The sequence below is a fragment of the Clostridium sp. AF20-7 genome (assembly GCF_003479275.1).
GTDB lineage: Bacteria > Bacillota > Clostridia > Lachnospirales > Lachnospiraceae > Otoolea > Otoolea fessa.
In genome coordinates this window covers 1-13,348 of sequence record NZ_QUGF01000016.1, presented here as the reverse complement: position 1 = coordinate 13,348, position 13,348 = coordinate 1, and the positions used below count along the sequence as shown (strand labels likewise).

Here is a 13,348-nt window from a genome sequence, read left to right as displayed (position 1 = left end):
TTTTACATCTGTGACAGTGCAAATGCCGGACGTACTCCATATGTCTCACTGTCCGTCCTCACCGGACGCAGACAGCCATTTACCAGATCAACGCCATAAATCTGCTGATTATAAATGAATTTCCCGTTTTCATCCTGCAAATAAAAAGGCGTCCGCAGATAATATCCCTGTGAATAGGCGCTGACCTGACTTTGTGGATTATCATCCCCGGAATCAAACCGCCATAGATATTCCCGGTACGCAAGTGCCTCTTCCAGTGACAGGCAGAAAAGCTGGTCGTTCATAAGCTGAAAACCAATATCATGACGCGCCAGTTCCCGCCCGGAAGTCTGCGAAAATGCACCAGCCGCCGTGCTTCCCATGTACGCGGTCTGGATTCCCGTATGGATCGGTTCCAGGCAGAAGCTGCTATTCTGACTGTTTTTCTGCAGCCATGCGCGCACCTGCGAAGTCTTATAATTATTGTCTTTGCCAAACGAGAAAATCTTCATCTTTTTTCCCGGCGCCGTGTCCACATCCGCCCGGATCACGCGGTCACAGAGAAACAGCGCTGCTTTCCGATGCCCATCCTGCCAGTCATGGTAATCATCGTCGATACAGGTAAATGACAAAATCTCTCCGCCCACCTTGCGCAGCTGGACATCGCCCTCCTTCCAGATCACTTTTTCGGGCATTTCACTTTCGCTCCAATCCACACTTCCACAGCGGTCACAGATTTGATCCCCGTTTTCATCCAGGTGCCCCAGCGCCGGAAGGCGCTCTATCTTTTCTTTCTGACATCGTCCGCAGACATACACTGCCCGCCCATTCTTTAAGCAATCATTTTCCTCCCACTCCCATTGGCTCCACTGATGCGTACAAGTACGGTCATCCCAGTTTCTCCGCACCCGGATGCGCGTGATGATATATTCCTTTCCATCCACCGAAAAGGAATCCTCTTCCACCTCAGAATAAACTGCGTCGTATTCCACCCCGATTGTTTTTGCCGATGGTGTAAAATCCTGACCAATCAGATAAAATTCATGACACGCTGCATCCCCGATCGCAGATACCAGATTCCGGATCCTGGCATCATTTTCCGACTGATTTTGAACAGTCAGACCGGCGTGGCTGCCCGATACCGCCGCATCTTCACGTCCGAATATGGCACACTCCGCCTCCCATGCCCTCTGTTTCCATCGTTCCAGACGTTTCCGAAGCGCCAGCATGACGCCATCCTCCTCTGCCCCCATTTCTGGAACCTTGCCGCCTCTTTCATATTTGATATAAATTTTTTCAGTTCCTGTTCCATACAATTCAAATATTTGCGGTGACTGTACCGCTGATTTCCAGATATGCCCGTCGCTCCCTATGATTTGCTCTGGGAAAGATACGTTCAGGGAAGTTCCTTCCAAAACTTTTCCCGTCTGCGTATGAAATATAAGATGATTTGCATTCTCAGCATCTATAAATGAGACGCTGTAGCCGACTACGACAGCTGTTTCTGCCTGTTTCACTGCATTTTCAGCTGCCCACGCCATTCTACCGGATGAAAATATCAATATCAGTGATATTCCCAAAATGGTCCCATTCCGGCAGCGACACCCTTTATGAGCCCCCATGTTTATTTTTAACAACTCAAACCTCCCCCCTCAAACCTTTTTCACATCTCTTTTCTTATCCTCTTTCGCAAGTTATATAAGGTTACTGTTCACGCATACGTGCCCAGTAACGGAATTTGCCGTGGCTTCGCATTTAAATACGGCAAATTCCTGCTGCCACCACGTTTTCTTACGGCACTTTCGGTTCCAAAAGTGCCTACCTGTGAACAGTAACTATATAAGTTCTAATTTGATTCAAAACACACTCTCACTCTGAGTCAGACAGCGGTTCTTTCCGTCTATAAAAAGCTTTCATTTTACATTGCATATATCATATAATATATTGCACATTTTTTATAACGATACAGTTATCCGATTCTCCCAAATTTTCCTAAATCATCGAATTCTGTGCGAAACGCACCTCACAAATTACCAGAATAAAAAGATAAATTAGAACGAAACCACCTGCGACCGCAGTTCATTTCGATAAGATATATTGAGTCTAACACATCTATTCTCTAAATGCAAGAACTCTTTTGGAATTTTCACAACGAAAAACGCCCGCCCCAGAAAATAAAATTCATATTCCAAATTTCATTTTCCAGAGCAGGCACTTTCCCACTAACTCATATATAAATTCCTATTTATTTTATCTCAGCCACATTCTCCCAAGGGTATCCCACATCAATGCCGATGCATCGAGAACGACGACATATCATACGCCTTCAGGTTCTCATGTACTTCTCTTGCATCTGCCTCGGCGATGAGTTTGTCTCTCGACTTCTTCGCCTCCAGCTCGGCTTTGTGCTTGCTCGGTCCGCCGACACAGCCGCCGACGCACGCCATACCCTCGATGAAGTCCTCCGGCAGACGTCCCACTTTCAGAAGAAGAAGGGCTTTCTTACACTCAGCCGCACCGTTGCAGCGCGCTACCTTGATATCGGTATTCTCACCAGACTCCTTCAGACATTCTAATACCGCCGCTGTTACGCCGCCGCCGTTGCCGAAGCGTTTTCCAAATACACTGGCTTCCTGCATACTGTTCTCTTCCGGCTCCAGATTTACGTCTTTCGCCCGCATCATCGCACGGATCTCTCCGTAAGTCATCGCATAGTCCGCATTGCCCTGGATATTCAGATCCAGCGTCTCGCTCTTCTTCGCGATACACGGTCCGATAAAGACAGTGACAACCTCCGGATCCTGCGCCTTCAGCATACGGGAGACCGCACACATCGGGGAAACCGTCGTGGACATATTGTCAAGCAGCTGTGGGAAATGCTGTTTGATCATGTTGACAAATGCCGGACAGCAGGAGGTCGTCATCTTCTTGCCCTCTTTGTAAGCTTCCGCCCACTCTTCTGCCTCGGCTGCCGCGGTCATATCGCCGCCCAGACCAACCTCGATCATATCTGCAAATCCAATCTTCTTTAAAGCTGTTTTCCAACTTGCAAACGTGATGTCCGGTCCAAACTGGCCTTCGGTCGCCGGTGCCAGCATCGCTACGACCTTTTTGCCTGCGTTGATCAGGCGGATCACATCGACCATGAAGGTCTTGGAACCGATCGCACCGAACGGGCAGGAATGGATGCAGGCGCCACACTGGATACATTTTTTCTCATCGATCACACATACACCATACTCATCGTAGGTAATCGCATCCACTGGGCAGACCTTCTTACACGGGCGCTCCAGATGGGCAATCGCATTGTATGGGCATGCCTGGGAACACTTTCCGCACTCGCGGCATTTATCCGGGTCGATGTGCGCCTTGGTATTTCCCATGCTGATCGCTCCAAACGGACAGGAGTTCTGGCAGGCTTTACCCATACATTTACGGCAGTTATCGGTGACTGTGTAGGACGCAATCGGGCACTCCTCACAGGCTGCATTGATAACCTGTACGACGTTGTTTGTATTGCGGTCAGACGGACATTTACCTTCTGCCAGACGGATTCTCTGGCGGACAATCTCTCTCTCCTTGTATACACAGCAGCGGTACTGTGCCTGCGGACCAGGGCTGATTTTGTACGGAATATCGTCTCTTCCGTCCTCTAACTGATCATTCCAGGCAAGCTTTGCTACCTCATAAAGTATCTCATGTTTGATGCGCAGAATTGTCGCGTCATTCGTTACCATGTTTTATCCTCCTTATTAATAATACGTTACCGTAACTTTCTTTCCCATACCTTCGACTGCTTCTTTTAGCTGTTTGACCAGGTTCTGGCGGATTCCCAGATCAAACGCCAGCCCTGGATTCTGGTAGGCGCTGTTCGCCGCCGTTCCCACAAACATATGTAATTCCGTGCAGTCTTCTATCAAAATCTTCGCGATCATGGACGCACCATTTTTCTTGTCCAACTCGCTGAAAAACTCAGAACTTAAATCGCATTCGATCAGATAGCGTTTCAGAAGTTCGATCGCTTTCCGCAGCGTCAGGACTCCCTCCGTCACCAGATCGATGCCTTCCATAAAAGCGATCGGCGGAATATCCGGGTCGCTGTAATCCATTGATACCCGCAGCGGTCGTCCCAGCTCCCGCGACAGGATCGTCGCGCTGGTTCCGCCCGATACAATGTGCTTTGCCGACTCATCTTTCATAAAATCCGCCGTGATCGTCTCATCGTCGTTGCGGTCGAGGGGCGGTCCCGTCATCAGGTTGACCGGTTTCCGGTCAATGATCCGAGCTACCACAACCGTCGTATCATCGCCCGGTTTTCCCTCGTAAATCTGGCTGCATTCCGCACAGAGTGCCGCCGCCATACGTGCCGACGAAAGAGAGGTCAGGCATTGTTCCGAAACAAACTCTGCCACCGACTCCCACGGCCAGCCAAATTTATATTTGCCGCTCTTTCCGACTCCCGCGTGCGTCACGCCGTCGCTGACAAGTACCAGCGCATCACCCTTCTGAACCTGGAACCGGCACTCGCTGATCTCCTTGTCCTTGACGAGACGCTTGTATTTCTGCAGCTCCACCACATGACCACAGCGCAAAAAAATGCATCGCGGGTTATCATATTCAACTAAATATACCTCGCCGTTGTTGAAAATCTGGAGAATCGAGAACGTCGCATACGCCACCTGTCTCGTCTGACAGATCGGAAGCGTCTGCACAATCGTCTCCACACATTCCTCCAGCGTGGCTCCATTTAAAAACATCGTACCCAGAATCTTTGCCGTCAGCGTCGAAAGAATATTCGCCTTGACGCCGCTTCCCATGCCATCCGCCAGAATGATAACGTCCGAATCTTCCGTTTTCAGGCACTCTACCGTATCGCCGCACAGGATCTCTGAATACTTATTCAGACTTTTAAACGTGACATCTACGGTTACTCCCATTTATCGGACCTCACTTTCGCTCTCATCGTCAATCAGGGAACAAAGCTTCATCAGGGTTGTCTTCGTCTCCGCCGTCGTCTCACCCAGGAGTCCGGCAATATTCTGTGCAACCATCATCTGTTTGTAAATGACATTCTGTGCCAGATCAATGGTCGCCTTTTTCTTGGCATATTCCTGTTTTGCCTGTTTTTCCTCGCGCGTCACATCAATGATCGTGGCAATGACAAAATTGCCGTCATCGATATACGCAATGTTTTGAAGCGTCACAAGATTCCGATCCGGATAGATCACCTTCCGGCTGTGGACGCTTGTGTGCGTCCGGAATACCTCGCGTACATCCTCGGCGTTGATAAAGTCCTCCAGCGGTTTTCCCTTGATCGCCTCCGGTTTGACGCCGAAATACATTTCTGCCGCCACCGAACACTCCCGGATCCGCATATCATCGTCGATGATCATGATCAGGTTCGGGGACGTATCCATCACCAGATGAGACAGCGACTGCGCCCGGTCATGCAGGTACGGAATACACATATCGACCTCCGCCTTTTTCTGGAAAACGGCGATCGCTTTCTCCCGGCAGGTCGGATAACCGCACGCACCACAGTTTAATTCCTGCTCTGGTGTCGTCTTGCCCGTCTTTTTCAAGATCTCCCGGATCTCTTCCTCGGTCGGAATCCGCTCCTTCTGGGAACGGTCCGCAAACGTCCGGTGAATCTCTACCTGACGCGCCGCCTCATGCATCAGGGACAAATCTGCCGGTTCCTTCGGAAGCATCGCTTCCAGATCCAGCTTAACTTTAAAACTCGACACCGAGGTCGCCGTGGACGGTCCATTGACACAGCCTCCATGACAGGCGTTCATCTCGATGAAACAGCCAGCCACCTCGCCGGTTTTCATCGCCTCACAGACATCCAGACAGTCCTTCACGCCGCTGACGTAGAACTTGCGGTACTTGTCCGGTTTCTTCTGGGTCGCCGTCACCGCCGTGAGCAGTCCGCCGCTGACCGGATAACGCAGGTTCGCGCCCGGTTCACGATCCTCGAACGGTTCTTCCTCACATGCTTCGATCTCGATCTGTTCCTCTGACAGCCACTGTTTTAAATCCTCAAATGTGAGGACTGCATCCGGCTTCACAACCCTGTTTTTCTCTTTTTCCGCGATACACGGTCCGATCACAACTACCTTCGCCGTCTCGCCGAACTCCGCGTGCAGCATGCGCGTATGGATCCCCGACGGAATCAGCACCGGTGCCAGATATTTGATGAGTTCCGGATAATGAATCTCAATCAGGTTCACGATACTCGGACAGGCAGTTGTGATGATATTTTTCATCTCGCCCTGCTCTAATAAACGGACATACTCTTCCGTCGCCAGCGCGGCGCCCTCCGCCGCATCACAAACATTCGTAAATCCCAGCTTTTTTAATGCTGACTTGACCTGCCCCCGCTTTTTATACGGCAGAACCCCCATATAGGAAGACGACAGCGATGCAATGACCGGTGCGCCGCTCTCAATCAGCTTTTTGACCTTGGAAAGTTCGCTCGGAACACGTTTTGCCGACTGCGGGCAGTTCAAAAGGCACTGCCCACAGAGAATACAGCGATTTGGCATGATATATGCATGACCATCCCGGATCATGATTGATTTCACTTCGCAGCCCCGCACACATTTATAACAATGCTTACACATCGTCGCCTTAAAATCAATAATCGGCATAGACTCTCCCTCTCTTTTTGCCGTTATATGTAAACGATTACGCGTTCAGGCGTCCCAGAATCTCCTTCTGGAAAAATTCTTCGGTTGTCTCCGGTTTTACGGAATACAGTTCTCCGTCTATCGTCACACAGACACCTTTACGGCAGTTGCCGCTGCAGAAATCTCCATTTAAATCTACCTCACTGTCCAGATGATTCTCTGAAACCAGCTTCTGCAGCTTCTGGATTACCTCACGGGATCCTTTCAGATGACAGGCACTTCCGATACAAATCGATACTCTCATATAATGACCTCCTCACTATCCGTTATAAAACAGACGCAGCCTTTCACCGGAGATTCCCGGTCAAAAAACTGCCTGTTCACATGCATCTTCCAGGGGAATTTACTAAAAATGCATCTTTCCCCATTCTTCTTCATTATCTCATATTGTGATATTATTATCAATCAAATTTCTTGCTGATTTTGTATTTTTTTTAGACCATAAGTGCCTGATTCCAAAACCTTTTCACTTTCTTTTCATCAGCTTATGACTCTCCCGGTGTTTTTTAGGAAAATAATCTTTTTATCGGCCACCTTGCACTGCTTTTCTATAATATTTCCATCTCCTCCATGTACGCCCGCAGCCTCTCCACATTCCCGTCCGCAAAACAGTAACCATCCATGCCGCAGCCCTTCGCGCTATCGATGTTATCCTGACGGTCATCGATGAAAAAGCATTCTTCCGCTTTGAGATGAAATTTTTCAAACAATCTCTCATAGATCGCCGGATTCGGCTTCGCCAGCTTCTCCTCCGCTGAGACAAGCGTGCCATCAAAATATTCAATGCCCGGAATCTCATACTCGAACACACGCAGGCGCACGGAACAATTCGAGCAGAGGTAGATGCCGCAGCCCTTTTCTTTCAGTTCCTTCACCAGCTCTCCCATCCCCGGCTTTGCCCAGATGTTGTACTCATGCCAGTGTTCCAGACTTTCCTTCGCCAGCCAGCGCAGATGTTCATTTGGCAGGCGTTTCTGCACCCGCTCCAGCGCCTGTGCATCCGTCAGCGTTCCCTCGTCTAAAAGCGACCACTCCTTCGAATCAAACAATTCGCGGCGCATCCACTCCACATCCTCCGGATTATCTGTGTACTCCCAGCACACCTTGACCGGATCATACTCCAGTAAAACCATTCCCATATCAAATACTATATTTCGAATCATACTTCTGCCTTTCTCTCATCCCGCAAATCTGCCGCCATTCCTGCGGCAGATGGAATTTTCAGTCCAAAAAATTCTCACCTGCAAGCAATCATAATCATTTATATTTTAACATAAATTTCTCATTTTTTTATTTCCATTTTCATAAATTAATGGTACAATAATAGAAAATTTTTCAGGAGGTACCGCTTATGAAAATGATTATCGCAATCATTGGCAGTGAGGACGCCGATGATTTAGTATATGAATTAAACCAGCACTCCTTCTTTGTCACCAAGCTTTCCACGATGGGCGGCTTTCTGAAAAAGAAAAGTACAACCCTGATGCTCGGTGTCGAAGATGAACGCGTCGAGGACGCCATCTCCATCATCAAAAAAATGTCCGGTGCCCGCGAGCAGCTTGTATACACGCCGCCGACCATGGCCGGAAACTGCTGCCCGACCGTCAATATGACCGTTCCGATGAACATGAAAGTTGGCGGAGCAACCGTATTTGTAATAAATGTAGAAGAATTTCAAAAATTCTAATTTTTTGATTTATAGTAACTGTTCAGTACACAGTCACGCGAAAAACGCATCATAGAACATATGTTTGCCAATGCTTTTTGAATATTTTTTCGGAAGGTGGGAATACTATTCAGCTTAGGCAAAAAACAGAGCCGGCAAACTGCGATTACTCACAAGTTCATCGGCTCTGTAAATTATATGACCGGCTTCTTGATACGGTTGTCTGTAAATCCTTTACATCAATAAAATATTCCTGCCTGCATTTCGGGCAGTAGAGAGGAAAGTTTTAAGCTCTGTATCTTCTCAAATTTTGTTGTGCGTCTTTCTGTTGCATACAGGACAGAGTATCCATTATTTTTCCGCTTTCATACTACAATTACTCCAATTCAAAAGCACCCGTGTAAAGCTGATAGTAAGTGCCTTTTTCCTCAATCAGTTTTTCGTGATTTCCTCGTTCAATGATGTGTCCGTGGTCAAGTACCATGATTACATCGGAGTTTTTCACGGTGGAAAGGCGGTGTGCAATCACAAATACCGTTCTGCCTTTCATCAGCTTATCCATTCCGTCCTGTACCAAAGCTTCGGTACGAGTATCAATAGAGGAGGTCGCTTCATCCAAAATCATTACAGGCGGGTCAGACACAGCGGCACGGGCTATGGAAATAAGCTGCCTTTGTCCCTGTGAAAGTCCACTTCCGTCGCCCTTTAAGACAGTGTTGTAGCCCCCAGGGAGCATACGGATAAATCCGTCGGCGTTAGCAAGCTTTGCGGCGGCAATACAATCCTCATCGGTTGCATCGGGATTGCCGTAACGCAAGTTCTCCATAACCGTACCCGTAAAGAGATTAACTTCCTGCAACACAACACCGAGCGAACGACGCAAATCCGCCTTTTTAATCTTATTGATATTGATACCGTCATAGCGGATTTTGCCGTCTGCAATATCGTAAAACCGGTTAATCAGATTGGTAATCGTTGTTTTACCTGCACCTGTAGCACCAACAAAAGCGATTTTCTGTCCCGGCTCGGCATAAAGCGAAACATCATACAGCACTTGCTTGTCTGGAACATAACCAAAATCTACATTGTCTAAAACCACTCTGCCCTCAAGCTTTGTATAGATAACTGTTCCGTCGCTGTGTGGGTGCTTCCAAGCCCAAAGCCCTGTGCGTTCCGCCGTTTCAGTTAATATACCGTTTTCTTCCTTTGCATTGACAAGTGTTACATAGCCGTCATCCGTTTCAGGCTCTTCGTCCATAAAAGCAAAGATACGAGAAACTCCTGCAAGTGCTGTAACAATTGAATTAAACTGATTTGAAATCTGCGATACAGGATTTATAAGGCTTCGTGAGAGCGTAAGGAAAGAGGCAATCATACCAAGTGTCAGCGTTCCTGTTCCTGTAAGTCCGAGATTGGTTATATCTTGAATAGCCATATATCCGCCAAGGACTGCAAGGATAACATACTGCACATAGCCGAGGGCGTTAATCATCGGCATCATAGAGTTTGCGTAACCATTTGCGTTAGCAGCATTTTCTGCCCAAGCCTTGTTTTTCTGTCTAAGTTCCTCTTTTGCTGTTTCCTCGTGACAGAATACCTTGATAACTTTTTGACCATTTACCATTTCTTCCACATATCCGTTTACATCGGCAAGGGTCTTTTGTTGAAGTATAAAGAATATGCCTGTTTTTCCTGCAATTCCTTTTATAATTTGCAGAATGAAAATCATAACCAAAACAGCAACAATAGTCAACCAAATGCTGGTGTATAGCATGCAGACAAGCACCGCCACAATGGTGAACACAGAGGAAATGAGTTGTGCCATAGATTGTGCAATCATTTGACGGAGAGTATCAGTATCATTGGTATAAAGACTCATAATATCACCATGGGTGCGGGTATCAAAGATACGAATAGGAAGTCGCTGCATTTTTTCAAACATATCATCTCGGATTTTTTTCAGCGTTCCCTGAGCAACCTTAACCATTGCCCGGCTGTAAAGCAGACTGGAAATTACACCTATCATATATATGATACCGATTGTTATAAGTGCCTTTATCAAACCGCCGAAAACAGGATGATCTGTTCCGAGCAGAGGCACGATATAATCATCAATCAAGGTCTGCAAAAATACCGATGAAGCTACGGAAGCCACAGCACTTAATAAAATACAGATGACAACAAAAACCAACTGTCTTTTATATTCTTTCATATAGGAGAACAACCTTTTAAGTGCTGTCTTATCAAACTGCAGTGCAGGCGTTTCTGACTGTGCCCTTACATTCTTAAGTGCTTTTTGCTTTTTATTCATTTGCTCCATCTCCTTTCACCTGCGACTGATATACTTCCCGATAAATATTGCAATTTTCCAAAAGTTCCTTATGAGTGCCGACGGCATCGATTTTTCCGTCATTTAAAACGACAATTTTATCTGCATTCTGTACCGAGCTTACACGCTGTGCAATGATGATTTTTGTGGTATCGGGAATGTACTCGGCAAAAGCTCTTTGTATCGCAGCGTCTGTTTTGGTATCCACAGCACTGGTGGAATCGTCCAAAATCAAAACCTTTGGTTTTTTTAGTAACGCACGAGCTATGCAAAGTCTTTGCTTTTGACCGCCCGAAACATTATTGCCGCCCTGCTCAATATATGTGTCGTATTGTTTTGGCATAGCTTCGATAAATTCATCGGCACAGGCAAGATGGCAGGCGTGTTTTATTTCTTCGTCAGTAGCATTTTCATTGCCCCAACGCAAATTTTCTTTAATTGTACCAGAAAATAATTCGTTTTTCTGAAGAACCATAGCGACGGAGCTTCGCAGCGTATCAAGGTCGTAATCTTTGACATCAATGCCACCCAATGTCAGCGTTCCGCCTGTCACATCATAAAGACGGGGGATTAACTGCACAAGACTGGATTTTGCCGAGCCTGTTGCACCGATAATTCCAACAGTTTCACCAGTCGAAATCGTCAAATTGATATGGTCGAGTACCTTTTTATCCGCTTTTGAAGCATACACAAAATCCACATTTTCAAAAGATATTGAGCCATTCTTTACAGCCGTTACAGGATTGTCAGAATTTTGAATATCCGTTTTTTCATTCAAAATCTCTGCAATACGATGGGCAGACGCAAGGGACATGGTTATCATAACAAATACCATAGAAAGCATCATAAGACTCGTTAAAATCTGTGTGGCGTAAGAAAGCAGGGCCGTTAAATCACCTGTTGTCATTCCAAGTGCTGTATGATTTCCACTTGCTACAATCGCTTTTGCACCAATCCACGAAATCAAAATCATACAGGCATACATAAAAAACTGCATGATAGGCGAGTTAAAAGCAATCAGTTTTTCGCCTTTGGTGAAATAATGGTATATCTTTTCGGAAATGGATCGGAACTTACTGATTTCATAATCCTCACGGTTAAAAGACTTCACTACGCGAATGCCACGGACATTTTCCTGCACCACATTGTTAAGTTCATCATAGGTTTGAAAAACATGATTGAAAATTGGGTTTACCTTACGGATAATCAAATATAACAAAAATGCCATAATGGGAATGACCGCAAGGAAAATCCACGCAATGGTGCTGTTGATTTTGAATGAAACAATCATGGAAAACAGGAGCATAACGGGACCTCTGATTGCCATACGAATAAGCATTTGATAAGCGTTTTGAATGTTCGTCACATCCGTTGTCAGGCGGGTTACGATGGAAGCGGTAGAAAATTTATCGATGTTGGAAAAAGCAAAGGTCTGCACATTGTCGTACATATCCTGTCGCAGGTTGGCACAAAATCCTACAGAAGTGCGAGCGGCAATGTGTGCCGACAAAACACCTGTTATAAGCTGAAACAGGGCAAAAGCAAGCAAAATCATACCGTATTTCCAAACGGCGTTCATATTTCCAAGGTCAATTCCTTCGTCAATGACCTTTGCCATACAAAGGGGAATGGTAATTTCAAAGGCTGCTTCCAAGATAGAAAGCAGAATTGTAAGTACAGAGCCTTTTTTGTATTCACGCAAGCTCCGAGATAATGTTTTAATCATAAATGAACCTCCTTAATGTAGCGCGCTACATATTAACTTTAAGGAAAAGCCGACATTCATCGGCTTGCCTATTCTAAATTATTATATATTATCAAAAGCATTTGCTTTAATTTTTTGATGTCAGCTTCCGAGAGCGAAGCAAGAAGCATTTTTTCATTCGCTAAAATTCGTTGTTCCATCTCCTCTCCCAAGGCTTTTGCCTGTTCCGTCAGAGCGACAATTTTGTTTCTCTTGTCAGTTTCATCTACCCAGCACCGAAGATGTCCGTTTCGCTCCATGCGTGAAATAATACCCACAACAGTAGGGTGGGAAACCTCTAAGTAAACTTCAATTTCCTTTTGCGTTGCCTGACCGCCCCTGCTATCCAAAAAAGCCAACACGCGGCTTTGCGCCAAGGTTAAATTACTATGCTTTAAGTCAGCGTCCGCTTTTACCTTTAACTTATCGTTAATATTCTTGATTAAATAGCCAATATCCTTTTGCGGCACAAACATCCCTCTTTTCTGATATGTAGTACGCTACACATTATAGTGTGTGGTTTGTTCTTTGTCAAGTGGTTTTAAAAGGTTTTTATATGCCAAGTTGTAACGGCAGCAAGGATTTCGCCTTGCTGTTCGTATGTACCGCCCATAAAGTTTTATTTTGATGCATTTTTTAAATTACTTCCTTATGTAGCGTTAGCATTGCGCGTCTGCCCCTTTTTGAGCCCCATTGGCTATCACTTTTTATACGCCTTTTCTATGGTGCCTTGGTACATCCTCGCGAAGCATTTTTTGTTTCATAGGACGCAATTTCTATGAAATAAAAAAGAATGTGCCTTGGCACATCCTCGCGCCGAGCGCGGTCGCTTGCGACATATTTCTGCTTCGCGCGAGTGCGCATCATTGGCACGTTAGTGCCTTTTTGGGTTATAGGACAAAACGTGTTGATGGGTTAATCCCATTCAACAAACGTTC

At 46.2% G+C, this 13,348-nt stretch carries 10 protein-coding genes and 1 pseudogene; 1 reads left to right on the top strand and 10 read right to left on the bottom strand.

Annotated features, from left to right (window positions below):
* Positions 1-2: 2 nt before the first annotated feature.
* From DWX68_RS14060 to DWX68_RS14035, 6 genes are all read right to left on the bottom strand, one after another.
* Positions 3-1,496, bottom strand: a complete 1,494-nt coding sequence (locus DWX68_RS14060; protein WP_147354959.1) for a DUF6273 domain-containing protein — start codon at positions 1,494-1,496, stop codon at positions 3-5.
* A 768-nt stretch (positions 1,497-2,264) separates the two neighbouring features.
* Positions 2,265-3,716 (bottom strand): 4Fe-4S dicluster domain-containing protein, encoded by a 1,452-nt coding sequence (locus DWX68_RS14055; RefSeq protein WP_107000472.1) that lies wholly within the window; start codon positions 3,714-3,716, stop codon positions 2,265-2,267.
* A gap of 15 nt (positions 3,717-3,731) precedes the next feature.
* On the bottom strand, positions 3,732-4,916 hold the full coding sequence (locus tag DWX68_RS14050) for a SpoIIE family protein phosphatase (protein ID WP_107000473.1): 1,185 nt from the start codon (positions 4,914-4,916) through the stop codon (positions 3,732-3,734).
* Complete coding sequence (locus DWX68_RS14045; RefSeq protein WP_107000474.1) at positions 4,917-6,632, bottom strand: [Fe-Fe] hydrogenase large subunit C-terminal domain-containing protein; 1,716 nt, start codon at positions 6,630-6,632, stop codon at positions 4,917-4,919. It abuts the gene before it with no gap.
* Between the two features lie 37 nt (positions 6,633-6,669).
* The gene (locus tag DWX68_RS14040) at positions 6,670-6,915 is read right to left on the bottom strand and encodes an NAD(P)H-dependent oxidoreductase subunit E (protein ID WP_107000475.1); all 246 of its coding nucleotides are present in this window, start codon (positions 6,913-6,915) and stop codon (positions 6,670-6,672) included.
* Positions 6,916-7,219: 304 nt separating this feature from the next.
* Entirely contained in the window at positions 7,220-7,834 is a 615-nt protein-coding gene (locus DWX68_RS14035) for an HAD family phosphatase (RefSeq protein ID WP_118468125.1), read from the bottom strand.
* Positions 7,835-8,022: 188 nt separating this feature from the next.
* Here DWX68_RS14035 and DWX68_RS14030 point away from each other — a divergent pair, with 188 nt between their 5' ends.
* Positions 8,023-8,358, top strand: coding sequence for a cyclic-di-AMP receptor (locus DWX68_RS14030; protein WP_022358984.1), 336 nt, complete (start codon positions 8,023-8,025; stop codon positions 8,356-8,358).
* A gap of 157 nt (positions 8,359-8,515) precedes the next feature.
* Here DWX68_RS14030 and DWX68_RS14025 read toward each other — a convergent pair.
* The 4 genes and pseudogenes from DWX68_RS14025 to DWX68_RS14010 all read right to left on the bottom strand — a co-directional run bounded on the left by DWX68_RS14025 (position 8,516) and on the right by DWX68_RS14010 (position 12,886).
* A pseudogene (locus tag DWX68_RS14025) lies at positions 8,516-8,685 on the bottom strand (cysteine-rich KTR domain-containing protein).
* 28 nt (positions 8,686-8,713) lie between these two features.
* A complete protein-coding gene (locus DWX68_RS14020) occupies positions 8,714-10,549 on the bottom strand; it encodes an ABC transporter ATP-binding protein (RefSeq protein WP_347475200.1) in 1,836 nt (611 codons plus the stop codon).
* A gap of 91 nt (positions 10,550-10,640) precedes the next feature.
* The gene (locus DWX68_RS14015; protein WP_118629965.1) at positions 10,641-12,392 is read right to left on the bottom strand and encodes an ABC transporter ATP-binding protein; all 1,752 of its coding nucleotides are present in this window, start codon (positions 12,390-12,392) and stop codon (positions 10,641-10,643) included.
* 68 nt (positions 12,393-12,460) lie between these two features.
* The gene (locus tag DWX68_RS14010; protein ID WP_243027893.1) at positions 12,461-12,886 is read right to left on the bottom strand and encodes a MarR family transcriptional regulator; all 426 of its coding nucleotides are present in this window, start codon (positions 12,884-12,886) and stop codon (positions 12,461-12,463) included.
* Between the last annotated feature and the right edge of the window lie 462 nt (positions 12,887-13,348).

Coding starts and splice junctions, on each gene's coding strand:
- DWX68_RS14055 (WP_107000472.1), bottom strand. CDS start 3,716: ATGGTAACGAATGACGCGACAATTCTGCGCATCAAACATGAGATACTT.
- DWX68_RS14050 (WP_107000473.1), bottom strand. CDS start 4,916: ATGGGAGTAACCGTAGATGTCACGTTTAAAAGTCTGAATAAGTATTCA.
- DWX68_RS14045 (WP_107000474.1), bottom strand. CDS start 6,632: ATGCCGATTATTGATTTTAAGGCGACGATGTGTAAGCATTGTTATAAA.
- DWX68_RS14040 (WP_107000475.1), bottom strand. CDS start 6,915: ATGAGAGTATCGATTTGTATCGGAAGTGCCTGTCATCTGAAAGGATCC.
- DWX68_RS14035 (WP_118468125.1), bottom strand. CDS start 7,834: ATGATTCGAAATATAGTATTTGATATGGGAATGGTTTTACTGGAGTAT.
- DWX68_RS14030 (WP_022358984.1), top strand. CDS start 8,023: ATGAAAATGATTATCGCAATCATTGGCAGTGAGGACGCCGATGATTTA.
- DWX68_RS14020 (WP_347475200.1), bottom strand. CDS start 10,549: ATGAAAGAATATAAAAGACAGTTGGTTTTTGTTGTCATCTGTATTTTA.
- DWX68_RS14015 (WP_118629965.1), bottom strand. CDS start 12,392: ATGATTAAAACATTATCTCGGAGCTTGCGTGAATACAAAAAAGGCTCT.
- DWX68_RS14010 (WP_243027893.1), bottom strand. CDS start 12,886: ATGTTTGTGCCGCAAAAGGATATTGGCTATTTAATCAAGAATATTAAC.